Origin of the sequence: Sphingobacterium sp. JUb56 (assembly GCF_014191365.1) — a bacterium.
Classification (GTDB): Bacteria; Bacteroidota; Bacteroidia; order Sphingobacteriales; family Sphingobacteriaceae; genus Sphingobacterium; species Sphingobacterium anhuiense.
In genome coordinates this window covers 1,755,413-1,782,340 of record NZ_JACHWL010000001.1, presented here as the reverse complement: position 1 = coordinate 1,782,340, position 26,928 = coordinate 1,755,413, and the positions used below count along the sequence as shown (strand labels likewise).

Here is a 26,928-nt window from a genome sequence, read left to right as displayed (position 1 = left end):
ATTTGTGGGATTAAGTGAAGCTTAAGATCTCTGACCGGTTAGCAAGTGTTTCGCTCATCTCCAATAAGTATCTTTTTTTACCTGATACTTTGAAATTTACCATTAAATGATCGTTTTCTTTTACAATTTCCATCCGTTCTACAGTAAGACCTTTTGTATTTAAAATATTTTCCAATTGTGGGATCTGATCAAAGTCAGGATTACGAAAGGTTACACTCAGGAGCTGTTCTTTTTGTAGTTGAGCAACCAGTCTTTCCACCCTGGTAACCATTAATAATACCCCAAGAGTAATTAAAGTAAGGCATAGTGCAAGCGCATGATAACCTATTCCTGCTGTCATTCCGATTGCAGCAGAAGTCCAGATCACAGCAGCAGTCGTCAAACCACGGATAGAAATTTTATCTTTAAAAATTACACCAGCCCCAATAAATCCAATACCTGTAATAATATTTGCCGAAATTCGGTCATCAGTACCTGCACCATGCTGCGAAACTATAGTGAAAATGGTTGAGCCCAGTGAAATTAAAATTATTGTTCGAAAGCCGGCAGATTTATTTTTGTATTCCCGTTCAAAGCCAATGGCTCCTCCACATATGATAGAAATAGCCATTGCTACCATGTCATTAATTTCTACTGTAAAATCCATTTGTAAATCCTCTTATATTTATTGCTTCTTTTAACTGTTTTGGTTTATTTTGTTAAGGCTGCAAAAGTAATTAGCTATTTTACAAACCTGTTGACAGAGATGCATAGCAGTCAAGCCCGTATATGTTCAAAGACCCTTCGGTCAGTGTGAGTTCAAGTAATAAAAATTGTGACGCATTTCATTTTTCCATAATGATCAAATTATTTGATATCTATAGTTTACGAATATAGCTAAATCAGTTGAAGATTATATTGTGTGATAGGTTTTTAATCAGCAAACAATCCCTTTTATCAAAAGCCATCAGGCGAACCTGAGTCGTATTAGGAGTGAAATCAAGTGATGATTTTTTAACATTTGCAAAATATTTGAGAATTTCTAACTGCTACCTTTGTATTAAATATTTAAAAATACTTAAGATGAATTGGATAGCATTAATTTTTGCGGGCATTTTTGAAATTGGATGGCCGTTGGGTATGAAGATGGCACAGACATCTTCGATTAACAAGTTTGGATGGATTGTATTGGCAATTACAAGTATGGCAATCAGTGGTTTCCTTCTTTTTTATTCTCAGAAAACTATTCCTATTGGTACAGCTTATGCCGTCTGGACCGGAATCGGAGCAGTAGGAACTCTCGTAGTTGGCATTTTATTTTTTAATGACTCAGCAAGTATCTTTAGACTTCTTTCTGCTTTGCTAATAGTTATTGGTATTATCGGATTGAAAGTATTTTAAATTCTTTTTCTATAAGAATTGCTTTTTAGGAGACATTACCATGTTCTCCTTTTTTTGTCAATACTTTTTCGGTAATTGGCTCTGTATCAAAAATATCTGAACAGTCAAAAGTCATGCAGCAGGTTTATTTGATATTTGCAAAATTCTTTGTAAATCAAAACGACGTTGTTAACGTCTAAAACGCGTGCGTAGGGATAAAGGAAACTATAATGATCTTATTTTAGCAGCCATCTTACTTGTAGATCAATTTCTGTATAAATACTATTTTTTTGTCCCCCGAATCCCAAGTTGAAACTTCTTGATCTACCAATTTTTTATGTTTTTTACTGATATCCCGCAACGAATTACCGATAGATTTTCGTAAGTATTCATTGTCATCTGATCTAAATTTTGCAATCAGTTTAATGGCATTTTCAGGATTCTCTTTGAAGTATGGTCTATTTGTCCAAATTCTTAACCCTTCAATAACGGCTCTTTTTACATTGGGATTGTTATCGTTGATCCATTTTTCAATTGTGGGCAAAGATTTCTCATAACCATTAGCGTGACAATAAAAATCAAATGCTTTGGCTAACATTTCCTGTACTCTCCAGTTAGCATCCGTTGCAACTTTAGTTTCAAGTATTTCAAGTGCTTTTGCATATTCGACTGACAATTGTCCTAAAAGATAAGTCGCCAACATTCGGATCTGATAAGCGTCATCATCCATTAGCTTTGTTGCAAATTCCAAATGATTGATTAAAATGTCCTTTAAAATAAGATTACCTGTTTCAATGATATGTGTGAAACCATGTTCAATGCTTTTTAATTTTTCAATGATTGCATCCATTTGTTTTTAATGTAAATATTTGATTCCAACATTTTAGAAATACTTTACAAAACATGTGCATGTAATTTCCAGAAGCTTATTTTCCTTCTTGTCAAAAATCCCAATTTCTCATACAGTCTAATGGCATTAAAATTAGTATTAGCGACGTGCAGGTATGGAATTTTGGATTCATTGAAAATCCTATTGCTTGCATGTACGATGAGTTGTTTAGCATAACCTCTTCCTGTATGTTCAGGGTGGGTCACGATTGCACTCAGTTCAGTGTAGCTCTCCATTTTCATCCGCTCTCCGACAACAGCAACAAGCTGATGATTTTTGTAGATACCATAATAATTTCCCAGATCAGCTGTCATATTTTTGAAATAGCCTGGCTGCACAAGATTAACAAGCTTAAATAGGTCATTCTTATGTATTTCTGTCTGAAGTTCAGTAATATTTTCGTGAATGTCCATGTCAATTCTACTGTCAAGAACCATTTGATTACAGATTAATTCACTTTCCACCCGAACTTTATCAGTGATATCTGGTCTATTTCCTATTACAAAAAAACTGTCAGTAAGAGTGGCGTACTTTGCAATTCCTGATGCTATCTCTTCATCATTCAACGCTCCTCCAAAAGGACAATAATTAGGGTCGTAAAATTTTATTTTCTCATAGTCAACTACAAAATCTTTGTGAGTTTCATTTAAGGAATACCATGCTGGATTATCTAATTTATTTATTTCCATTTTTAAATATAGTACTTTCTTTCAAAAAAATATTTTCTCACTGTCATACTTTTATTTGATAAATTCTTGATTTCTCTTCGGTAGGCGCTTCCCCAATTATGAAATCAAATTACAGGAGCTAGACAAGATTGTGGAGCTATAGAAGTCAAAACACAAGAATTAAGTTAAATAAGCGCAGAAAAAATACGATAGTTTAAATTTCTTATAAACAACTTATGCGATTTTATGAATGAGATTAAGTAAAAGCTTAAAATATAATAACAAAATCATTATGTAAAGTTTATTTTGCATTATTGAACAGTGTTCAGTATTTTTGTTGTCAAATATTTTTAAAATCATTATGAAATGAAAACAGCATTAATAACAGGCGCCAGTGGGGGTATAGGCCTCGAGGTTGCAAAACGTCTTGCAGCGCAGAACTATCAACTTACCTTGGTGGCACGAAACGAACAGAAACTCAAATCACTTCAAGCGCTATTAGGGAGAGATCACCATAATATTCTCGTAGCAGATTTGACAAATAAGGAAGACATTCAAAAAGTTTGTAATCATTTAATGAGCAACGCATATGATCTACTGGTCAATAATGCTGGTACTGGTACTTACGGCAAATTTATTGAAATAAGACTTGAAGAGCAGTTAGATACAATGACGCTCAATATGGAATCCCTGGTAGCTTTATCATATGCATTTCTAAACAGAGCGAAATCTGGTGATGCTTTAGTAAACGTAGGATCATTGCTCGCTCATTCATCTTTGCCGGGAGGGGCAGTGTATGCCGGAACAAAAAGTTTTGTTGCTAACTTTTCAGAATCACTTTGGTACGAATTTAAAAATAAAGGTATATTTGTCACATGCTTTAATCCAGGGGCGGCCGATTCTGATTTTCATTCCAATGCAGGACGGAAAACAAGTTCATTTCCGAAATTTGCAGTATCTTCTGTTGCACAGGTCGCTGACGAACTGATACATGTGTTAAATAAAAGAAGTAAGCCAAGGACCGTTCAAGGATTTAAAAATAGATTTATGCTTTTTGCTTTTAGATTCACGAGCAGAAAAGTCATTATCAATTTAATGGGCAAGATAAGTCCTGGAATGTCTTATTAATTTAATAACGCCGAGCAATAATTTTATAACGATTTGATTTTATCACCGAATGAGTATAGCTGAAAGAAAACAAGAAGAGAAGCAGGAAATGCACAAGCGTATTTTGGATGCAGCACGCAAGATATTTCTTGAGAAGGGATATGAAAAAACCAGTATGAGAAATATTGCAAACGAAATCCATTACAGTCCAGGAATGATTTATTTTCATTTTAAGGATAAAAGTGAAATATTTCAGGAGCTTCATAAAGAAGGTTTTAGGCTGTTGCTCGCTCAGTTGAAAATTTTAGATACAGTAGGTGACCCTTTCGAACGTCTAAAAGCAGTAGGACGAGTCTTTATTCAATTTGCACAGGATAATAAAGACTATTATAATTTAATGTTTATTGTCGACGAACCTGCAAAATCAAGTGAAGAGGGCGGCTTCCAAATTGCACAAGAAGCGATCAGTCATCTCATGGAACTTGTTAAAGAATGTCAGGCTGCAGGTAGATTTCAGGGAATGGATGTCGAGTATTTTTCCTTTATGATACTTTCATCTTTTCATGGTATATGTGCTTTATTCTGTAAAGATCGGACCACTAGTTTTCAGAACAGATCAAATGAAGAATTAATGAAGTATGGGTATGAATGCTTTATTTCATTACTCGAAAAAGGTTAAACCTTTTTTTTAACCAATTATTGAACAGTGTTTAAATTTATTACAATGATTAAAAATTATCAAAAACTAGCATGTTGGTGTTATCTAGTTCTCATCCTATTTTGTGCCCCTATAGTAAAAAGCCAAAGTAAATTGGATGATTATATTAAACAAGGTCTTGAATCCAATCAAAGCATAAATCAGCAAAATTTTATTCTGGAAAAGAATGTGTACGCCCTCTCTGAGGCAAAAAGCATGTTTTTTCCGAATATCGCTTTTTCCACTACTTATACAAAAGCAGATGGCGGCCGTTCGATAGATATCCCCATAGGTGATTTAATGAACAGCGCTTATGCTACACTTAATCAACTTACCGGTAGCAACTCCTTTCCTCAGTTGCAGAACCAGAGCGTACAGCTAAATCCAGATAATTTCTACGATGCAAAATTTCGTGTTACCCAGCCTATTCTGAATGCAGAACTGAACTATAATAAAAAAATAAAAAGTAAGCAGCTTGATCTTCAAAAAACAGAAATACTCCTGTACAAACGGGAGTTGGTAAAAGAAATAAAAACAGCTTACTATAATTATCTTAAGGCCGTAAATGCTGTCGAAATCTATCATTCCTATTTGAAATTGGTCAATGAAGGAGAAAGAGTCAATAAAAAACTTTTTGATAATGGCAAGATAAACCGAACAGCATTGATCAGAAGTCAAAATGAAGTTTCAAAAATTGAAGCTTCGATCGTTTCAGCGGTAAAAACACAAGAATCTGCACAATACTATTTCAATTTTTTACTGAACCGTCCTCTTTCAGACAGCATTTCAATTGATGAAATTATGGATCTGCCTTCAGGAAGTCTGTTAAAAGTCGAAGATGTCAACAACCGTGAGGAACTCTCAAAGCTCAAAATAGCCAAGGCGATCAATGAAGATCTAACCGGTCTAGCAAAGTCGCATTTGATTCCAAAGATTGGAGCTAGCCTTGATTTAGGCTCGCAGGCATTTGATTTTGAAGTAAAGAAGCAGAGCCGATATTATCTTTTCGGAATTTCTTTGGAATGGAACCTGTTCACATTTGGGAGGGATAAATATCGAATCAAACAAACTATTTCTGATCAACACGCGATCAGCTCAAAGACAGATTACTTACAGCAGCAGCTGCTTACCGAGCTTAAAGTTCGACAGGCAAATATGCAGAGTGCAATTGCGCAGTACGATGCTGCCCGCAGTCAGTTAAAAACCAGCCAGACCTACTTTAATGACATATCAAAATTGTATAAGGAAGGTATGGCTATTTATATTGAGCTGTTAGATGCCCAGAACCAATGGGTCGACTCCCAGCTCCAAGCAAATATTGCACTATTCGATACCTGGGTATCCTATTCTGCTATCGAACGTGCCAACGCCAGTTTTAATATACAATAAATCAAACATGAAAAATATTCAATTTACCATTGCAGCATCTGCATTATTTCTGATCTCATGCAGCGAACAACCAAAAAATACCAATCCTTTAGGCGAACCAGACATTATAGCTGTAAAAGTTGCTGATGTTTCTTCATTAACAATGCCCAGTTCTATCGTTGCGACCGGATTGGTGGGGACAGAAGATCAGGCAAATTATTCCTTTAAAATCGGTGGAGTCATCAGTAAGATACTGGTTAACGAAGGCGAGTTTTTCCGAAAAGGTCAATTATTGGCAACGCTTAATATTACAGAGATTGCTGCAGGTGTTGCACAATCTGGTCTGGCTGTCGAAAAAGCCCAGCGTGACTACGACCGTGCCCATAATCTATACCAGGACAGCGTCTTTACTTTGGAACAACTAGAGAATACAAGAACAGCTCTTGAGGTTTCAAAGAAGGCAAAAGAAGCTGTTGCTTTTGACGAGCGCTATGCAAAAATATATGCCGCCTCTGATGGATTTGTCTCCAAAAAAATTGCCAATCAGGGAGAAGTAATTGGCGGTGGTATGCCTGTGCTATTAACCAATTCAATAAAGCACAACTCAAGTTATCTGCTGAAAGTCGGCGTCACTGATCTGGAATGGGGAGACATCAACATCGGTCAAACAGCTAAAGTTACCTTGGATGGCTATCCAGACCAGCAATTTGATGCAACTGTGTTCCGTAAGCTCCAGTCGGCAGATAGAGAGATCGGCACTTTTCAAGTTGAATTGAAACTACAGTTAAAAAATGTGACACCTCCAGTTGGCATGTTTGGCAAAGCTAAAATAGCAGTCATTAGAGATCAAAATGCCGTTGTTATTCCTTATAGTTCGTTAATAGAAGCAGATGGTAATCAAGCTTTCATATATAGCGCGCACGAAAAAAACGGAGTTAAAAAAGTGCCTGTTCATATTGTGAAAATTGAAAACGATCGGGTATTCGTAAGTGATAAGTTAGAGGGAATCAATCAAATTGTTATTTCAAACAGTGCTTTCCTAAACGAACAATCTATTATCAAAATAATCAAGTAAACTGTATCAAATGAAAATTACAAATTTCGCTGTAAAAAATTACCAGTTTACCCTTATCATATTTGTTTTGATATCGGTAGTCGGTATGCTTACGTTATTCAACATGCCGCGGTCCGAAGATCCTACAACTAATCCGCCGCAATACCTGGTAACAGTTATATATCCTGGTACCAGTCCAAAGGATATGGAAGAGCAGGTCGTAAAACCTATTGAAAATAAAATCTATGGACTTGAAAATATAGACAAAGTCTTGACCACCATCGCGGATGGTGTTGCCGCAGTTCAAATTAAGTTTAAGTACGGTGTAGATGTGGACAATAAATACCAGGAAATATCGACCGAAATAAACGCACTTAAAAATGGGGCACTGCCTAAAGATATTTATCTGATTAAAACAGAAAAGATATCTTCTGCAGATGTGAAAATAATACAGACAGCATTGATCTCCAACACCGCTTCGGCAAAAACATTGAGAGACCAAGCAGACCTCCTAAAATCAAAGCTTGAAAAGATCACTGCACTACGGGAAGTGACGTATTCAGGAATGCCGGAACAGGAAATACGTATTGACATGCAATTGGATAAACTAGCCCAATTAAAAATACCGTTAAATCTGGTTATAGGCAGCTTGCAGAGCGATGCGGCAGATATCCCTGGTGGTACTATTAATTTGGACGACAAGGTATTCAATGTAAAAACTAGCGGTAAATTTAAAAATGTGGACGATGTCGCCAATACCATCATCTTCAATGCAAATGGAAAAATAGTTTACCTGAAAGATGTTGCAGAAGTAAGTTATAAAGATGGCGTGGTTAATTATATCACGCGTATCAATGGGCATCGTTGTATACTTGTAAATGCTGCAATGAAAGATAATGTTGACATCAGTAAGGTTAAAAAAGAATACACCCCTGTGTTGGACGAGTTTAAGGAAAGTTTGCCTGAAAACATAAAAATGGTCAAAAATTTTGACCAGGCAGATATGGTCGAAAAACGTTTGGGACATCTCGGTTTCGATTTCGGAGTGGCTATTCTCCTGGTTGTGATTACCTTATTGCCGTTAGGTTTTAGGGCGTCATTCATTGTCATGATTTCTATTCCTTTGTCTCTTGCATTAGGTCTTATTGCTATGGATATGATGGGCTTTTCTCTTAACCAGCTCAGCATAGTGGGGCTTGTTGTAGCTTTAGGATTATTGGTTGACGACAGCATTGTTGTGGTGGAAAATATAGAGCGATGGTTAAGGGAAGGACACTCGCTGAAAGACTCGGTTTTAAAAGGTACCAAACAGATCGGTATCGCTGTTGTCGGATGTACCGCTACATTGGTCATTGCCTTTTTACCCTTAGCTTTTCTTCCTGATATGGCAGGAGAATTTATTCGCAGTCTTCCTGTAGCGATCATCACTGCAGTATTGGCCTCTATGATCGTTGCATTGACTTTGGTGCCCTTTATTGGAAGTAAAATACTAAAAACGCATGCCCATGGAGAAGGTAATTATTTTTTGAAGAAATTACAACAATTCCTGACATTTGCTTACCGGAGAGTAATGCCAATGGCACTAAAATGGCCCAAAGTCACTATTGGTATATCTGTTGGATTGAGTGTATTGGCTTTCTTACTATTTCCCCTTGCTGGGTTTAAACTGTTTCCGACTTCAGAAAAACCGATGTTCTTAGTTAATATCAAAATGCCTTTGCAAGCTGCTATTTCAGAAAGTGACCGTGTCACCAAGTTAGTGGAGAGCGAACTAAAAAATCACAAAGAAATTGTTTATTATACTTCCAACGTGGGGAAAGGAAATCCACAGATTTACTACAATGTGCGTCAACAGGATCTTAAACCCGATTTTGCACAGATTTTTGTACAGATGGACAAGGATACGAGTCCCATTAAAAAAAACCAACTCATTAAGAAACTTCGCAACAATTTTGATAAGTTTCCCTATGCCCGAATAGAGGTCAAAGATTTTGAACAAGGGACACCTATTGAAGCTAATATTGTTGTCAGGATCTTCGGAGATAATCAGGATACGTTAAGATCCCTTTCATTTAAAGTGGAAGAATTGTTGCAAAAACATGAAGGAACATTTTTCACAAACAATCAATTAAACACCTATAAATCAGATGTAAAAATCACGATAAATAAAGAAAAGGCCAGAACCCTGGGGGTTTTGACCAGTGATATTGACAAGATTATCAGATTGGCTGTTGCTGGATTAAACGTCGGAGATTACATTGATGATCGGGGAGATGCGAGAAATGTCGTCATAACGATGCCGAGGGCGAAATTTTCAAATCTTGATGCGTTAAAGAACCTGTATGTCAATAATATGCATGGAGAACCAGTTAAGGTTGACCAGATTGCAAGCATCGGATTTGAAACGTCACCCACCACAATCAATCATTTTAATAAGTCCCGCTTTGCTAAGGTAACAACATTGACAAAGGATGGCTTTTATGCCAATGATGTATTAAAAGACATTGTTCCGCAACTTGACAAAATGAAATTTCCAAAAGGATATTATTATAAATTATCAGGAGAGGCCGAATCAGAGGGTGATGCATTAGGCGGAAACTTCCTTTCTGTAATCATTTTAAGTGGCTTTCTTTTTATAGCCGTTTTACTTTTGCAGTTCAAAAATTTTAAAGGTATAATCATTGTATTATCCATCATCCCATTGGGGGTACTTGGGGGTGTTATCTTTTTATTACTTACAGGAAATCCTATGTCTTTAGTGTCCATTATTGGTTTCATAGGCCTGTCGGGCATTCAGGTCAAAAATTCACTCTTATTGGTTGATTTCACTAACCAATTGCGAGTAAAAGGGGAAAGTTTAGATACAGCAATTCATATAGCTGGTGAAACCAGATTTCTACCAGTAGTGTTGACATCTATAACCGCAATTTGTGGATTGATTCCGATAGCGATGAATCCTAATCCGCAAATTGCGCCATTAGCAATCGTACTGATAGGCGGATTGATAAGTTCGACCATTCTTTCAAGGATTGTAACACCGGTCATGTATAAATTAATACCGCCAGAAATTGAAATTGAAAGCCAGGAAACAGTATAGTTGAAACAATCATCGAAGAAGTTGAAAAGCTGAAATAAATCCGATAGGTCATAAAAAAATAAGGAAAGCCATTTTATCAAGAATGGTTTTCCTTATTTTTTAATCAAACCGATCATCACAACAATCCCATTTCAGCAACAGCTATGATTGGAGCCCATGCTCTGAGTGTAATCCGGAGCCAGCTTCGTAGTGTTGGCTTCGCAGATATTTTCGGGATTCTTCGGTGGCCGCTCCCGCAATTATGAAAACAAAAACTATATAAGAGCTTAGTGGAGTCTTTAAAAGCAAAATGTAGATAGCTTTTAACTGGCAAAACTATCGGTATTTCAGACGGCGTTAGGGCTTGAATGGTAAGGTAAAGGAGAATATACTTCCTTCATCTTTTACACTCTGAACCTGAATGGTTCCATCATGCAGTTCGATGATTTCTCTACAAAGATAAAGTCCAATACCGAACCCCGATATCACGCCGCCACTAATTTCCTTCACGCGATAATAGCGATCGAATATCCGTTGCTGATCTTCCTCTGCAATCCCTTTTCCAAGATCTTGAACATTTACTTTTAAACTGTTATCATTGGCAGCATAATCTACTCTGATCGTCGATCTGAGAGGCGAATATTTGACCGCATTTCCAATAAGGTTATGGAGTACCTGCGCTACTTTTTCACGATCTGCATGTATCATTATTTTTCCAGGTGCTTTAAACAGAAAATGATGAGTTTTGATCGTCGACAGCACTTCATCTTCAATTTCGGCAAACAGTGATTGAAAATCAAAAACAGTTTTCATTAGATGCAGCTGACCCGAATCAAGCCTGGATACGTTAAGAAACCCATTAATCATGGTGTTCATATAGTGTACCTGCTTTACAGATTTCCCCAGCATATTTTGCGACATAGGATCTTTTGTAGGTAAGTCCATCCGTTGCAATATCTGCAGATAAGCCTTAAGAGAGGTAAGTGGTGTTTTAAGTTCATGGCTTACCATTCCAATGAAATCATCTTTTCGCTGTTCCTCTTTTTTTTGTTCAGTAATATCCCTCAAGGTTCCATTTAAGCTGAGTGGATTACCATTACTGTCATAGAACACTCTTCCGTTGGCCTGCAGCAATCTAATTTTTTTATCAACATTATTTTGAATCCGATATTCTATGAAATATTGACCATCAGAATCTTTACTTAATACGTGCTCGATGGCCAGTGAAACCCGATCCCGATCTTCCGGCAAAATAACTGCGATGGCCAGAGAAAGATCCATGTTTTTGTCCGATGAAAGTCCGAACCAACTCTTTAAAAGCGTATTTCCGGAAAAGAGATTTGTTTCAGTTTGATAGTAAAAGGTCGCGAGCTCGCCAGCATCTACTGCTAGGTTCAGCATCTGTTGATCATTTTCATTCTTCTTCCGCAGCATGATCTGCTGGGTAATTTCTTCAAGGATGACCAAAACACCTGAAATAGTACCGTCATTAGAAAATATGGGCTGATAGATGGAATTGACGATTGCCTCTCTCAATCCACCTTTATCAAACAGCTTTACTGTCAATTCTGTGTTTATCTTAGGCTCACCACTTTGGTATACTTGTTTAAGCCAATTGTTAACAGGCTGTCCACGCATTTCTGGACGGGCACTTTCGTGCGGGTATCCAATGACTTCAGACTCCTTTCGACCCCATATCTTAAGAATTGTAGGATTGGCGATTTCAATATGATGTTCAGGCCCATTTAACATGGCGATACCAACAGGCGCCTGTTCTATAATTGTACGAATGTATTCCCTGCTGTCGGCCAGTTGCTTTATATATCTGTTGAGCTCTTCGTTCGTAGATGTCAATTCTTCGAGAGTAGCAGCCATTTCCTCGTTGAGCATCTGCTCTCTTTCTTCTTTAAGCTTGATCTGCTCTAAAAACTCACGGCGAGAGGTCACCTCCAGGGCCGTATTCAGTATACACCATGTCCTATTGTTGTCATCAACAAGAGCTGTATATTCGTAATCGAAATAATCAAGTGTCTCCTTTCCGTTCTTTATTAACCTTGCAGGAGCCGCAGAAACGGAGTACGTTTTCCCAGTGCGCCAAACCTCTTGCAACAGCTCTAAAAAAGGCTGTCCTTCCAATTCAGGAATAGCCTCTATCAAAGGTTTGCCTATGACCGAAGCATCTTTACCCCAAACAGCCAGCATTCCTTTATTAGCAAAACGGATGATCATATTCTCACCGCTATAAATGGCTGTAGGTGAAGGCGAAGATGCCAGTGCCTGAATAATTAAATCAGAGCTAAAGGGAATCATATTTGGACTTTCTTGGAAATTCATTACAAACAAAAATATGAAAGATAATTAATTTATGTATACTGGTTTTTAAAATATTATTTTGGTGTAAAGACCTATGTGTTATCATTAAATCGCATGGGGGGCTTATGCGCCGTAGCCCTTTTCTTGCGGCGCGAATGCTGCTACTTCCTCTCGAAATAAAAATCGTTGAAATTGAGGATAGAAGAAAAGAATACGTTAGAATGAACGTAGTGAAGAGGTGCATAGACTACACTTATTTGAAGATACTTCTCTGAAAAATACAGCTTCTCTGATTAAATGCGAAGTGAAATCTGTTATTAGGAAGAAAGTTAAAGCAAGTTTGATCATAGAACGCCACACCGGTATTTATACGATGGACAATGCTACAGCCGAATTTATAGTTGCATCCCGATTGACCGAGTTTGTACCTTGGTTATTTAAAGCAATGAATGAAATTTTAATTCCTACTTAATTAAAACTGTATTAAGTTTGGTGATGGGCTAAAGCTACATAGAAACTTTTAAGAGAAACCAATGACCGAGTTGGTGAACACTCCCGTCGGTACTTTACGTGCATTTCGAATTGAAATGCACGTAAATGAAAATATAAACTTTATTTTTTCTGAAGGATTAATTTTTCAGTTGGTAAATTGTCTTCCTCTCCGACAAAATAGCTTTTGAAGCCAAATTTTTCAAGTAATCCTTTCGATGCCACATTGGCGGGATCAATAATTCCGATTATATCTACTGCTGGAAATTCCCCCTCAGCGAGCGACAGTAGCTTTTCGCATATCATAGTACCATAACCCTTACCCCAAAATTCTTCTTTAAGAATATATCCAATCTCCAACTTGGTTCTATCCCGCTTATTCCACTCCATTTTTCCATCTCCGATAAATTTGCCTGCATTATTATAAATTTTAAAAATACCGATTCTGGCCTCTTGATTATTTATATTAATGATTGAGTCAAACTTTTTTCTTGCTTCTTCTTCAGTTAATCCCTTACCGGAAATATAACGCATTATGTTGTCTTCTTTTACCAGTGAAAAAAACGTTGAGAAGTCATTTTTTAAGTACTTTGTTAAAGTAATAGATTCCATATCAGTTCCGTCCTAAACGTTTAAAAATTGGCGGTGTTTTGGTATAGCAAAGTTGCTATATTTAAATCGCTAAATTTTCTTACACCGCCATGGTAAATTTAAACGTTTTTAGTCAGATTTTATCCCTTATCGACCGGGAATTATTCAAAGATTTGGTTGCTAAACATAAGAGTGACAAACATTGCAAAGGGATCAACAGCTGGACTCATCTTGCAAGCATGTTATTCTGCCATTTTTCTTCTGCAGATTCAGTTCGGGATATCAGTAATGGCTTGCGTAGTACGACCGGTAATCTGAACCATTTAGGTGTGGGCAGAGCTCCCAGCAAGTCCAATATTTCGTATATCAATAAGCATCGCACCCATGAACTCTTTAAAGATCTGTATTTTTCGCTATTGGATAAGCTGTGGCAAAAAGATACCCATTTCCGTAAAGAGCTTAACCAATTAAAGCGCAAGGTTTATCTAATGGATGCCAGTGTTATCCCATTATGCTTATCGGTATTTGACTGGGCTAAGTTTAGAAGTACCAAAGGAGCTGTAAAGTTGCACACTGTTTTGGATTATGATGGCTGTCTGCCTGTTTTTATGCAGATTACGGACGGAAAGGTTCATGAGAGCCAGCGTGCGGGCAGCTACAGTTTTTCTAAAGGAAGCGTCATGGTGGTGGACCGAGGTTATGTAGATTACAGCTGGCTCGGGGATTTGGACAGCAACGGCTGTTATTTCGTTACCAGGAGTAAAACTAACATGAAGTACAATGTTATCAAGTCATACCAGAGTGAAGCGCTCCTGGAAAAGGGAATCATTAAAGATGAGATCATTGCGCTTTCTGGCCCTTCTGCCAATAAGTACAATTCCAAACCACTACGCCTGGTTCACTTTTGGGACAGCACCACAGGCAACCAGTACCACTTTCTGACCAACAACACTGGGTGGAAAGCCTCCCTGGTAGCAAACATTTACAAACAGCGCTGGCAGATCGAAGTCTTCTTCAAGCACCTCAAACAGCGCTTAAAAGTATCGACATTTGTGGGTACATCCGAAAATGCGGTGATGATCCAGATATGGACTTCCTTGATCGGCATCTTGTTGCTAAAATACCTTCAAAAGAAGGCTAAATATGACTGGAATCTGTCTAATTTGGTCGGGTTTATCAGGATGAATATCTTCGTGAAAATAAATATATGGCAATGGATAGATGATCCTTTTATCAGGCCACCAGTTAAAGGGGAGAATGGACAGTTACAGATCTTTTCAGACTAAAAAATAGGGTCAAAATTGAAATGATCTAAAAATAGCTGTTTTTGGAATAGAAACATGTGTCTAAAATTTATTTAGGACGGAACTGATTCCATATCAATAAATATTAAATCTAAATATAAAATTTTTTTATTTTAAATATAAATTTAACTTCCCATCTTTTAGAATTTCTATTGATAATAAGATAGATAAGTTGTCAAAATCTCAAGCTGATAAAATTTGTTTGAATTTTGGTTAATGCACTTTAAGTGCAAATATCGATTTCACTGATCGGAGTTTTCAGTAAAACCATATTATCTAACGTACAGCTAAATGCGAGAGTTGAAGTTGCGGTGTTTATTCTATATAAAATTTAATAAAAAATTTGTGTCGAAATATCAAATAGCCTTTGAAATTTTATAAATAAATGATAATTCACATTCTAAAGTTGGTTTGCGCTAATATACCGTTAGACTTTGCTATTTTACATTTACAAAAGATAATTGGACTATAGTAATTTGGTGTTGTGTTATTTAAATGTTTTTGAAGCTATTTAAGTGTATAGATTCATACTTATGCAAAAAATCACTTGTGACACTGAATATTTCCGGAACTATTTAAATATCAAATTCGACGAAATTTATAAACAAAACCATGAAAAGCCCCGTTAAATTATTTCTTTTACTACTTTTAATTTATAGTGTAAATGTAAAAGGCCAGCAAACCAAGTCTAAATCCAAAGCTTTATTTCAAGCTGAAGTACAGTCTTTGCAACAGTATGAATGTCCAGAATGGTTCAGAGACGCAAAATTTGGAATATATTGCCATTGGAATCCACAGTCAGCATCTAAAAGTGAAAATAACGGTTGGTACGCTCGCGATATGTATATACAGGGAAGCCCAGCCTACAACGATCACCTTAAAAATTGGGGACATCCTTCAAAAGTAGGGTATAAAGATATTATCACAAATTGGAAAGCAGACAAATTTAACGCTAAAGAATGGGTAGATCTGTTTAAAAAATCGGGAGCTAAGTTTATTATTAGCATGGCTGTTCATCATGATAATTTTGATATGTGGAATTCTAAATATCAGCCGAAGTGGAATTCAACGAAATTTGGTCCAGAGATAGATGTATGTAAGGTAATCAAAGAAGAAACCCTAAAAGCAGGCCTTCGTTGGGGTGTTACCACACATCTTGAACGAACTTACAGTTGGTTTCAAACAAATAAATTGATGGATAAAACTGGAATTTATAAAGATATTCCATACGATGGTAACAATAAGGCTGATCAAGATTTGTACTTACCTAATCCAGACTTTGCAAGCCTTGGAAGTGCGGACGACCAGTTAAGGCATCCATTAAAAAGTCCGATCATGTGGCGCAACATGTGGAAAAACAGAATGTATGATTTAATAGATAATTACGATCCCGATTTCTTTTATTTTGATGGTGCACTGCCATTTATGGATGATGGAGGAAAAAGTGGTATGGAGGTACTGGCACATTATTACAATCACAATGCCGCAAAACATAATGGTAAAAATGAAGGGGTAATGGTCATTAAAAATATAACCCGTCATGGTTACTTCTATCCAAGTGTTTCTTCAATCGCGTTGGAAAGACAATACGCAGATAGTATTCAGGAGAGTCCCCAGGTGACAGATGAATCTATCGGACCATGGTTTCACACTGGAACCAATGCGGAGTATAAAAGTACCGAAGATATTATTAATTTATTGACTGATGTAGTATCAAAAAATTGCAATTTTTTATTGAATATTCCAGCTAAAGCAGATGGTTCATTTGATGAGGACGCAAAAACAGCCCTGATTGAAATCGGAAACTGGATGAAAGTCAATGGATCGGCAATTTATGGAACAAGGCCTTGGAAAACATTTGGTGAAGGAAGTGTACGTTTCACTACTACAAAAGATACTTTAAATGTCATACTACGCCAAAAACCAATTAATATTATTTTCCTAGGTTCATTCAAAGGTTGGAAAAAAGGAGATATAAAAACGATTGAGTTATTGGGATCCAATAGTAAGGTGCAATATCATGTCACTGAGGAAGGTCTTTTGATTATCCCTCCCAAATCTCTTAATCCTAATTTGGCAAATGTATTTAAAATTACGAGCAGAAATCTTGCATTATTGCCTTCAACCAGAGTAAGTCTTGAATCTACTAAAAAATTAAATGATGATGCTGAAAGTAAATTTGGGGCCGACGGACAAGGCAATCATAAAATAAATAACTAATCACTGAGTAAAATTTGTTTTTACAATAAACGTTTTAAATCATAAAACATCTTATAGATTTCATTGAAATAAGATCTGTAAGATGTTTTTTAATTTTTTTATGGATCTTGATCATTGTGATTACCAATTTTTGATATACACCGAATGCGTATTGTTAAACTATTAAGCAATAAACAATCCCGTATCTTCCAAGGCAATTTTCGTTAATTTTCAGCAAGCAGTAGAAAAGGAGCTATCCAAGAAATTACATTATTCCTTCTTTTATCAGCCAAGGAATACTGAGCATAGCTCCATTTTATCAACTATGAAGGAGCAGCAGTTGACAGCCTCGATTCATGGAAGTATACTTATCGCTTCACCAGAGACCAATCAGCAAATTAAGTAAATGTATATTAAGCATGTTGCGAAAGTCGTATACGGCTGCGCAAGCGGAATCACTGGACATTTTAGAAGTAAGATAACATTGAGTCAAATCATGGTAATATAGATGTAATACACACGTTTGGGTTAGGTTAATTTTGGAGTATAAACCTTATGGACTGTTCGATTGATGTAATCCAATAGCTTATTAGCTGTTTTCCAATCTAATCATCGTTGTATAAATATACATCTGAAGAAGCAGGTTTTAAGAAAAAGTGGAATACATGTATCTGATTCAAATCAGTCATTGCGTATGGCTCAATAAAGACTTTGAAACGAAAGATAACCTTAAAAAACTTAATAAAGATATGATATGAAATATTGTTTAAACATTCTCTTATTATTGACCATTGGTGGAACGTTGTCTGCTCAAATTAAAAAAGAAACAACTATTGTCAAAACATCGAAAGTCGTAATGGACCAATTTATGGATTTACGTTTTGGCATGTTCATCCATTGGGGACCTGTTGCATTGCGTGGTACTGAAATCGGGTGGAGTCGAGGAAATCAAGTTTCCTTTGAGGACTATGACCAATTGCATAAAGAATTCAATCCCGTATTATTCAATGCTGAAGAGTGGGTACAGAGTGCAAAAAATGCAGGTATGAAATATTTGACCATTACAGCCAAACATCATGATGGATTTTGCTTATGGCCCACCAAATTTTCAGATTTGAATATCATGGAGACACCTTTTAAGCGTGATGTTGTAGGCGAACTGGCCACAGCCTGTAAAAAGCATGGCTTGAAATTTTGCGTATATTTCACTGTACTAGATTGGCACGATCCACATTACCCTTATGTACGTGCAGGAGCAAAGGATATTAACCCAACGACCGATATGGCAAAATTTGTTGCTACTATGAAAGATGAGTTAACGGAGATCTTGACCAATTACGACCCATATATGCTTTGGTTCGACGGTAACTGGGACAAAGAATGGACCGATGCACATGGACAAGAAGTATATGCCCTGTTAAAACAGTTGAAACCCGATATAATTATTAACAATCGTTTAAAAGGTATAAGTGATTTTGATAGGACACGAGAAGATCATACACGTTTGTCTCCGGATGCTATCGGAGATTATGCGACACCGGAACAGAAGATAGGAGCTATAAATATGGTTCATCCATGGGAATCTTGTATGACCATTGGATCCCAATGGTCATGGAAACCAAATGATGAGGTAAGATCCACTAAGGAGTGTATACAGACTTTGGCAAAAACAGCCGCCGGAAATGGCAATCTTCTGTTTAATGTCGGCCCGATGCTGGATGGCCGTATTGAAGCCAGGCAGATCAATAGATTGAAAGAGATGGGCGACTGGTTACACAATTACGGCGAGAGTATTTATGGCACCAAAGGGGGCCCATTTATTCCGAATAGTACCTATGCTTCCACACGAAAAGGGCATATGTTGTACGTGCACATTTTTGACAGAAAAGAGGATGTACTGACGCTCCCTGCTTTAAAAGGGGTAAAAGTCAAAAAAGCCCGTGTATTAAACGGAGATGTAATAACTTTTTCACAAAATGTCACAGGAAGTATAGCGCTAAATTTACCAGCGAAATTACCGAACGCGGATGATACGGTGATTGTACTTGAATTAAACAAAAATGCCGAAAGCATTCCTGTTGTTGCGCAACTGTAACTAATCCACATCTGTTCCTAACGACCCATGACAAGTTCAAGTGAAAACTTAAACTTGTCATCCATGGAACAATCAAGATCTATCTTGGATATTATTACAACAACTATCAGCAACTTTATTAAGCTGCTGATAGAAAAAAGCGCTGTCTCATAGCGTTAAAAGATCAATTAATTTAAAACTTAGCAGAATTTCTTATAACACTTCGTAAGATGCGCATTTATTTTTTGCTCATTTTACAACTTTTGGTTAACAAGAGATTGAAAATCTTTTAAATGATAACCGACAGCAAACGACTACTATCCTTATGATATTCCTAATTTTCTAACCAGTCCGATCATCCCAACAAGGCCATTTCAGCGAGATTCAAGATGAGGCATCAAAATCACTTAGCTTTAAACATTAAAAAGAAGGTAAGTTCAAAAAAATGGAGCAATACTCTATAAATAGAAGGTATAGAAAAGAGGTGAGGTGACATTTTTGGTCCTAAAAGTATAATTTTTTACATAGTAACTCAACGGTTCAATTATTACAAAACTATTTTTATTAGTCATTTTAATGTCATCTTACTTTGTTTTTTTTGAGGAAAAGTTTATTTAAACGGCTTTGGAACCTCTGTAGTTAAGGAACTACAGGGACTTCTCTTTTTTTTATCAAATTTTGTTTCACTAAGAAAAACTAAACAAACACACTATGTGGGACAAAAAAAAGAGAATCCTTGTTGTCGAAGATAATGAGATTCTGTTAGGCACTATGCAATTTGTTCTTTTGCGTGAGGGATATGACCTAATACTTGCCAAATCTGGTAAAGAAGCCCTTTCTCTTGTTTCAGACGAATCGATTGATTTAGTTATTACTGATCTGGCACTACCTTTTGCCAATGGTTTTGAAATTATAGACCGTATCAGAAAGAGCGATACCAATAATCAGGTACCAGTTATTATTATTTCAGGATATCACGATGATAATAGTATCGTGGAGGGCTTTGATGTGGGGGCAAATGACTATATGAAAAAGCCCATATCTCCCTCTGAACTTATTTCCCGTGTACGTTTAAGAATCGGCCATGCTTAGTACATTAACACATATCATCCGTGATATACGTGCCTTTTTCGAAGGTGACGGCTGGCCGGTACTTGTTATCGTTGCCCTAGTCTTGAGCGTGCTGTTTTGGACTGTTTGTCTTATTGGAATCGCTTTTTTTTATTATCGCGATTATTGCTATCGGACAACCTATTTTAGAATCTATCCGGTATTACGTGATTTTATCTATGAACAGGTTCTGGTGGAAAACAGAACCAATCATTTTCCAGTAGAAAGATTGGGATTGGATTTGCATGATAAATTTGAGAATAAGGTTGTTCGTCATATTTTACACGAGTTCATCTTCACGATTGGAGGAGAGAAAGGTCAAAGCATGCGGCATCTTTTCAATGAGCTGGGCTTTGATAAAGAAGCGCAATATGAAATTCGACATTCGGCCACAAACATGGTGACAACGGTGAAATCATTATCTAATCTGGCTTTAATGAATGTTTCCATTCAGGAAAAGATTCTTGATCAGTTGCTAAAAAGCCCACAGACTGAAATTCGTGTCGAGGCATCTAAATACCTGTTGCAGGTAGAAGGTGAGCAAGCTTTTGACAGAGTATTTGAAGGACTATATGGAATTAATCAACTTCACGCGCTTGATATCTTTCAGGTAATAGTCCAGACTGATTATTTTGGTGATTATCCATTTTCGCAATGGCTGGATGTGTCAAAATCTTTTGCAGTTAACAGCTTAGTTATGGATTTAATGGTCTACTATCAGGAGTTAAATGAACCACATCTCTGGAAATTAATTACTGCCAATAAAGAATCAAAAACGGCATTAAAAGCTGTTAACTCTTTGGGAAAGCTGTTGGCAAAGAATAGTGAGGAAGGATTACTGGATTTATATAAGGAAGAAAGCAGCCTGGCAGGTAAGCTTGAAATACTGAAAGCTCTTGGTCGTGTGGGACAAGGAAAATCGATTGATTTCCTTAACGGATTGTTTATGGATACCAATTTAACTTTAAGCCTTCGAAAACATGCTTATCGCTCCTTGGTCGCTCAAAAGCCTTACAGTGCACTTCTTTTGCGAAAAATTGATCAACAGGTGGATTTTGTAGATCACAAACTTATCCACTATGTCAATCACCCAATGGTCCATTACATTTAATAGTTAAAAGGAAAGGTTTCGATATGACACATTTTATTTCTTCAGTCGAGTTTGTTTTTGGATTGTACTGTCTCTCGCTTTTAGTTGTGTATGTGATGCTATTTCGGCTGTCATCACTTTCGATTCGCAAGAATCTCCGAAAACGTAATTCCAGACGGGTTCAAACGTTAATGGAATCTGAAATTGCACCGGGAGTCAGCATTGTCGCACCTGCTTATAATGAGTCAGTGACTATCGTAAATAATGTACGTTCGTTGATGACGCTGTTCTATCCACGATATGAGGTGGTGATCATTAATGACGGCAGTAAAGATGATACGCTAATAAAGTTGATCAAAGAATTTGATCTAGTAGCGGTTGACTTTGTTGTTGATTATTTAGTTCCATGTAAGGAAATTAAAGCAATTTATAAATCACGTGATATTTCGCATAAACACTTGACTGTCGTTGATAAGATCAACGGTGGAAGTAAAGCTGATGCGGTCAATGCAGGTATAAATGTCGCTGCTTTTCCATACATATTGAATACAGATGTTGACTGTGTGCTTGCAAATGATACATTGGTATATCTAATGGAGGCTGTATTGGATGCTAAGGAGCGCGTCATTGCTGTGGGAGCCACTTTACGGATGTCCAATTCGAGTTATGTGGATTCAGGAATGTTAGTAGAAGCGGCTTTACCTAAACCGATCCTAGCCCGATTTCAAGAAATGGAATATATCCGATCTTACCTTCTTGGTAAAATGGGATGGAATTATCTGAATTGTATTCCGAATGTATCCGGGGGCCTCGGCTTATTTGACAAGGAGATTCTTATTGCAGCAGGCGGATATGATCCCAAATCCTTGGGAGAAGATATGGAGATGGTGACCAGGATGTGTATGAAGATGTGCGACAATAACGAAAAATATGAGGTCAAGTATATTCCACAGACATTATGCTGGACAGAGGGACCGGATAGTCTGAAGATGCTGACCCGCCAGCGGATCCGTTGGGCTAGGGGGTTGATGCAGATTATGCGTACCCATCGCAAGGCTTTCTTTAATCCCCGTTATAAAAAATTTGGTCTTGTGGTATTTCCATATAACGCAATTTTTGAATTCTTCGCGCCGATTATGGAAATTTTAGGTATTTTCTTTTATATCTATCTGATCCTGACAAACGGGATCAACTGGCACATGGCCATCCTGCTGCTGGTTTTTGTGTATATGTTTTCGGTTTTTTTAACCAGCTTTTCGATCTTATTGGACAATTATGTCTATAAGTATTATAAGCGCAGACAGGATATTGTTCGCTTATGCTTCACCGCATTTTTAGAACCTTTTATATATCATCCGATCATTGTGTACAGTTCCATCAAAGGATATATACAGGAGCTTTTTGGTAAAAAACACACTTGGGGAGAGATGAAACGCAAAGGTACCTTAACACCCTTACCACTGGACGGGGCTAAAAAATAGAGCAATGAAAAAATTATTGATATTAATAGTCGTTTTTTGTCAGTTCTTGTTAGCGGATACCATTTCAGCACAGGTGGTCTGGCAAAATAAAAAATACGATGTGGATAGTTTGGTACCGAAGGCAATAAGCTATCTACGCGACGGGAAGATGGATCAGTCGGTTATGCTGAGCCGGGCGGTATTGGCAAAATACCCGCAATACACTGATTTTAACTATATCTTGGGGTTGAGTTACCAAAAAATGGGGCGCGGTGATTGGGCGATTCCGTATTTCGAAACTGTAATGGCAAGTGATCCAAAGTATAAAGACAGCTACTCGCCCCTGGCATTATTGTATGAAGCGAAAGGTGATATAGAAAAAGCCAGAAAAATTTGGCAGCTGACACGTACGCGATTTCCTGATGATATGGAGCTTGCAGCAGCTTATCAGGAATTTGAAGCCAGGGATATGAAAAATGCTGTCAATCGTAATATCGACAATTGGTACAAAGAAGGTTTAAAATCTCTTGAACAGGGCGAATTTCAAAAAGCCATTGCCATTTCGGACAGTATGCAGCAGGCGGATGCTAGTGATAATCGCTATTTATACCTCAGCTCCAAGGCTTATGTGTCAGGAAAGGAGTATAACAAAGCAAAAAGTGGGTATGAGTTGCTGTGGGCTAAAGGTGATAGTACAGTGTTTATTCGTGAACAGTTTGCGAATATCGCCGCAGCAAATAAAGATTATCAGACAGCTTTGACTTATGTGCAACAACTGCAGCAGCAATTACCAGAGGTAGAACGCTATCGTCAACTGGCAAAAGTATATCGGGAAAATTTACCCTATAGTTTCTATGTTGGATTCAATCACACCCAAAGCGCACAAGATAGACCTAACGGACACTTCTTTATTTCTGGTGTGGAATATGGAAAAAAAGTGGGAGAAAAAAATATGCTTGTTGGTCAGTTCAACTATGGAAATAGAAGAGGAGAAAAAGGTTATCAGGTGGGACTTGATGCCTGGGTGAATTATAGTGAAAAAATTTATGCTTACCATCATTTAGCTTGGGCCGATGGCACAGTATTTCCGACATGGCGGGCCGCATACAGTATTTATAGGGAGACTGGTCCCTGGCTTTTTGATGTAGGTGGGCGTTATGTAAAATCTTTCGACCATACCCATAATTATGGAATGGTTGCTTCCGCAGGCCGTTATTTTGGACCGACATTTGTTTATCTTCGGGGATTTTTACTTCACGATGAACAACGTTGGAATCAAGCATACTCGCTGGCAATTAGGCATTATTACAATAGTGAAAAACCAAATTCCTATGTCACTATCATTGGTAACATTGGAACATCGCCGGACGACCCCTCGCGGTATCAATTTTTAAACAACAGTTTTGGTTTTTTGTCGAGATCAGTCAACGCTGGATGGCAGCATCGTATTGAAAGCTGGGGATTTATGCTAATGGGTGGATGGAGTTATTACAAAGTTGCTGAAAATAGATTTATGAATCAGTATGATCTGAATCTCTCATTAAGGAAATATTTTTAATATGTGGAAGTATATGTTATGTCTGCTTTTTATCGCAACAATTGCTCAGGGCAAAGAGCGCATTACATTGGTGAATAATGGAGTGGCCAAGTATGTTATCCGTACCGACCAAAACAATTCGACGCTACTGAAAGCAGCAAATGTAGTTAACGAATTTACAAGATTGAGTACAGGAACAGCATTTGAGTTTCAGGCAGATGTGCGAGATTTACCAGCAATCGTACTGGAGCAGGTTCCAATAGATAAAACATATCCCGAAGACAGTTATTCAATACAGTTTAGTGGGGCTAATATGTATATTAAAGGTAGTGGTAAGGGAGTTCTTTATGGCGCCTACCGGTACGTGAGAGATGTGATCGGTGGACGAAAATGGTATATTGGCAGGGAAAATACATCCATTCCAAAGTCATCTTCCTTGCAAGTTGATGCCACATTTTATGTTTTTGCGAAACCCAGATTTCAGTTTAGGGAAGTTTATTTTCCAATCGAGCTGGATCAGGAATATTTGGACTGGTATGGATTACATAATTTAGAAGAAAAATGGGGGGACTGGGGACATACATTTAACAAGATATTACCACCATCCGTTTATTTTAAAGAGCACCCCGAATACTACTCATTGTATCATGGAAAACGACAAGCTACCCAGCTATGTCTTTCTAATGAAGCTGTTTTTGAGCATGCCGTCGCTTATTTTAAACAAAGGATGGTTGAAAATCCGCAAGCGACTTATTGGTCTATTGCGCCAAATGACGATATTGGTAGCTGTACCTGTGAACATTGTCAAGCTATTGATAGACGAGAAGGCGGGGCTCAGGGTTCTTTGATCCATTTTGTGAATAGGGTCGCAGCTCAATTTCCGGATAAAAAATTTACAACACTCGCTTACTTGCAGACTGCTAATGCTCCTGCCCATCTCCGCGTAGCCGAAAATGTTTCGGTCATATTGAGTAATATTGATGCTTTTCGGAAAGGAGATATCGGCATTGAACCTTCAGCCGCGGCATTCCGAAGACAGCTGCGTGACTGGAAAATCAAAGCAAAGCATGTGTTCGTATGGGATTATTTAACTCAATTTACGAATTATCTTGCTCCTTTTCCTATTCAGGGAACTTTGGAGAAAAATCTGGACTATGTAAAAAAGCAGGGAGCTGAGGGAGTTTTTTTGCAGGGGGGAGGATCTAGCTATAGTGACATGGCTGAATTAAATGCTTATATTTTAGCCCATCTGGTATGGGACAGCAACATCTCCGAAGATCAACTTACAGATGAATTTTTAAGTGGTTATTATGAAAAAGCCGGTCCCATCATTAAAACGTATCTAAATGACCGAAGAAATGCATTGCCTGCCGTTTCATCAGCCTTGTCCATATACGGAAATCCAATTGATAATAGGAACGATTATTTAAGTCCCGAGAAAATGGATCACTATAGTACGTTATTGGAGAAAGCTGAAGTTATCAGTGAAGGCAATACACTTTTAGAACAACGTATAAGAAGATTGGGTTTAGGGTTAGATTACACCTATTTGCAACAAGCCCGCTTTTATGGGCCGCGTCAGCATGGGATATTTACCAAAGATAATGGAGAATGGAAAGTAAGGCCAGGTTTACAACGCAAGCTGCAGCAGTTTGTCGATGACACAAAGAAACTAGGCGTAATTGAACTAGCAGAGGGAGGAGCCTCTCCAGATCAGTATGCTGCAGAATGGACCGAGATATTTAAGACAGGAGTACTCCTCAATAATGCGTCCGAGGCAAAAGTGACAATGAAATACCCTTTTGATCCGTCATTCCCCGCCAATGGTTTAAGTACGTTGACCGACAGTGTTCCCGGTTATTTGGATTATAGTTATAATTGGCTTTTATGGACGGGCCAACCTATGGAAATTACCTTTAACTTTGAAAAAATAAAAAGAATTGATAGCTTGGAACTAAATTTCCTTCAGGATGCACGGCATTGGATTTTTCTTCCAAAAGAAATTCGTATAACAGTTTCAAAAGACGGTAAAAATTTCAAGGAATTACTTTCATCTAAAATTGAAAAAATAGAGGAAGACTATACGGTGCAGAAAGTCAATTTTAAAGCTCAAGTTGCCGACGATGTTAAAATAATTCATGTATATGCTATGCCATTTTCCTCACTTCCTGAATGGCGCTATCATCCTACGCGAAAAGTATCTATTGCCTGCGATGAAATTTTGATAAAATAACCAACCTGATGGTGTTTATTTAATACCTGATTGGTCTATTTTTAGATCTATATCAGTCATTCCAGTTTTACTCTGTGCCTGTTTTCAAGCTGTCTTGAATTTGTAACGGTGGTGATTTTGCCAAAATGTTTTATTTTACGCTCTTATTATATTATTAGCTAAAGTCTAGTCAAATGTAGCAATTCCACTCAGCAAAGAAAAAAAGGGCCCCATCTTCAGTATCATCATTTTGCGTAACGATATGGTTATAAACGCAAGTGCAAGTATTTAAAAATGCAATTATCATTATGCATTTTGACAAACTAATTGA

The 26,928-nt window shown here is 37.4% G+C and carries 20 protein-coding genes; 15 read left to right on the top strand and 5 right to left on the bottom strand.

Annotated elements, in window-relative coordinates; translation table 11 throughout:
- Positions 1-10: 10 nt before the first annotated feature.
- On the bottom strand, positions 11-646 hold the full coding sequence (locus FHR29_RS07445) for an MgtC/SapB family protein (RefSeq protein WP_183913518.1): 636 nt from the start codon (positions 644-646) through the stop codon (positions 11-13).
- Positions 647-1,062: 416 nt separating this feature from the next.
- On the opposite strand from FHR29_RS07445, the gene FHR29_RS07440 reads away from it, so the two are divergent.
- Positions 1,063-1,380 carry a multidrug efflux SMR transporter gene (locus FHR29_RS07440; RefSeq protein ID WP_183913516.1) on the top strand — a complete coding sequence of 106 codons (318 nt, stop codon included), beginning with the start codon at positions 1,063-1,065 and terminating at the stop codon, positions 1,378-1,380.
- 232 nt (positions 1,381-1,612) lie between these two features.
- Here the strand turns inward: FHR29_RS07440 and FHR29_RS07435 are convergent, their stop codons facing one another.
- Entirely contained in the window at positions 1,613-2,209 is a 597-nt protein-coding gene (locus FHR29_RS07435) for a DNA alkylation repair protein (protein WP_183913514.1), read from the bottom strand.
- A gap of 44 nt (positions 2,210-2,253) precedes the next feature.
- Positions 2,254-2,937: a GNAT family N-acetyltransferase gene (locus FHR29_RS07430; protein WP_183913512.1), complete on the bottom strand. Its 684-nt coding sequence runs from the start codon at positions 2,935-2,937 to the stop codon at positions 2,254-2,256.
- 345 nt (positions 2,938-3,282) lie between these two features.
- On the opposite strand from FHR29_RS07430, the gene FHR29_RS07425 reads away from it, so the two are divergent.
- From FHR29_RS07425 to FHR29_RS07405, 5 genes are read left to right on the top strand one after another with little or no spacing between them, the layout of a single operon-like run.
- Positions 3,283-4,044, top strand: coding sequence for an SDR family oxidoreductase (locus FHR29_RS07425; protein WP_183913510.1), 762 nt, complete (start codon positions 3,283-3,285; stop codon positions 4,042-4,044).
- Positions 4,045-4,093: 49 nt separating this feature from the next.
- The gene (locus FHR29_RS07420) at positions 4,094-4,702 is read left to right on the top strand and encodes a TetR/AcrR family transcriptional regulator (RefSeq protein WP_183913508.1); all 609 of its coding nucleotides are present in this window, start codon (positions 4,094-4,096) and stop codon (positions 4,700-4,702) included.
- A 45-nt stretch (positions 4,703-4,747) separates the two neighbouring features.
- Positions 4,748-6,109, top strand: coding sequence for a TolC family protein (locus FHR29_RS07415; RefSeq protein WP_183913506.1), 1,362 nt, complete (start codon positions 4,748-4,750; stop codon positions 6,107-6,109).
- 7 nt (positions 6,110-6,116) lie between these two features.
- Positions 6,117-7,163, top strand: a complete 1,047-nt coding sequence (locus FHR29_RS07410; protein ID WP_183913504.1) for an efflux RND transporter periplasmic adaptor subunit — start codon at positions 6,117-6,119, stop codon at positions 7,161-7,163.
- Positions 7,164-7,173: 10 nt separating this feature from the next.
- Positions 7,174-10,239, top strand: a complete 3,066-nt coding sequence (locus tag FHR29_RS07405) for an efflux RND transporter permease subunit (RefSeq protein ID WP_183913503.1) — start codon at positions 7,174-7,176, stop codon at positions 10,237-10,239.
- Positions 10,240-10,575: 336 nt separating this feature from the next.
- Here FHR29_RS07405 and FHR29_RS07400 read toward each other — a convergent pair whose 3' ends face one another.
- Positions 10,576-12,552, bottom strand: a complete 1,977-nt coding sequence (locus FHR29_RS07400; RefSeq protein ID WP_183913501.1) for an ATP-binding protein — start codon at positions 12,550-12,552, stop codon at positions 10,576-10,578.
- Positions 12,553-12,769: 217 nt separating this feature from the next.
- On the opposite strand from FHR29_RS07400, the gene FHR29_RS07395 reads away from it, so the two are divergent.
- Complete coding sequence (locus FHR29_RS07395) at positions 12,770-13,003, top strand: hypothetical protein (RefSeq protein ID WP_183913499.1); 234 nt, start codon at positions 12,770-12,772, stop codon at positions 13,001-13,003.
- Between the two features lie 140 nt (positions 13,004-13,143).
- On the opposite strand, the gene FHR29_RS07390 is transcribed toward FHR29_RS07395, so the two are convergent.
- Positions 13,144-13,632: a GNAT family N-acetyltransferase gene (locus FHR29_RS07390; protein ID WP_183913497.1), complete on the bottom strand. Its 489-nt coding sequence runs from the start codon at positions 13,630-13,632 to the stop codon at positions 13,144-13,146.
- An 89-nt stretch (positions 13,633-13,721) separates the two neighbouring features.
- Between FHR29_RS07390 and FHR29_RS07385 the strand changes: the two genes are divergently transcribed.
- The 8 genes from FHR29_RS07385 (at position 13,722) to FHR29_RS07350 (ending at position 26,618) form a co-directional block, all read left to right on the top strand.
- Positions 13,722-14,897: an IS4 family transposase gene (locus tag FHR29_RS07385; RefSeq protein WP_183913495.1), complete on the top strand. Its 1,176-nt coding sequence runs from the start codon at positions 13,722-13,724 to the stop codon at positions 14,895-14,897.
- 630 nt (positions 14,898-15,527) lie between these two features.
- Positions 15,528-17,135 (top strand): alpha-L-fucosidase, encoded by a 1,608-nt coding sequence (locus FHR29_RS07380; protein WP_183913493.1) that lies wholly within the window; start codon positions 15,528-15,530, stop codon positions 17,133-17,135.
- A 733-nt stretch (positions 17,136-17,868) separates the two neighbouring features.
- On the top strand, positions 17,869-19,209 hold the full coding sequence (locus FHR29_RS07375; RefSeq protein WP_183913490.1) for an alpha-L-fucosidase: 1,341 nt from the start codon (positions 17,869-17,871) through the stop codon (positions 19,207-19,209).
- A gap of 690 nt (positions 19,210-19,899) precedes the next feature.
- Positions 19,900-20,280, top strand: coding sequence for a PleD family two-component system response regulator (locus tag FHR29_RS07370; protein ID WP_183913488.1), 381 nt, complete (start codon positions 19,900-19,902; stop codon positions 20,278-20,280).
- Entirely contained in the window at positions 20,273-21,409 is a 1,137-nt protein-coding gene (locus tag FHR29_RS07365) for a hypothetical protein (protein ID WP_183913486.1), read from the top strand. Before FHR29_RS07370 ends, FHR29_RS07365 begins: the two co-directional genes overlap by 8 nt.
- Before the next feature lie 23 nt (positions 21,410-21,432).
- A complete protein-coding gene (locus tag FHR29_RS07360) occupies positions 21,433-22,869 on the top strand; it encodes a glycosyltransferase (protein WP_183913484.1) in 1,437 nt (478 codons plus the stop codon).
- A gap of 4 nt (positions 22,870-22,873) precedes the next feature.
- The gene (locus tag FHR29_RS07355; RefSeq protein ID WP_183913482.1) at positions 22,874-24,406 is read left to right on the top strand and encodes a YaiO family outer membrane beta-barrel protein; all 1,533 of its coding nucleotides are present in this window, start codon (positions 22,874-22,876) and stop codon (positions 24,404-24,406) included.
- Between the two features lies 1 nt (position 24,407).
- A complete protein-coding gene (locus tag FHR29_RS07350; protein ID WP_183913481.1) occupies positions 24,408-26,618 on the top strand; it encodes a DUF4838 domain-containing protein in 2,211 nt (736 codons plus the stop codon).
- Positions 26,619-26,928 lie beyond the last annotated feature (310 nt).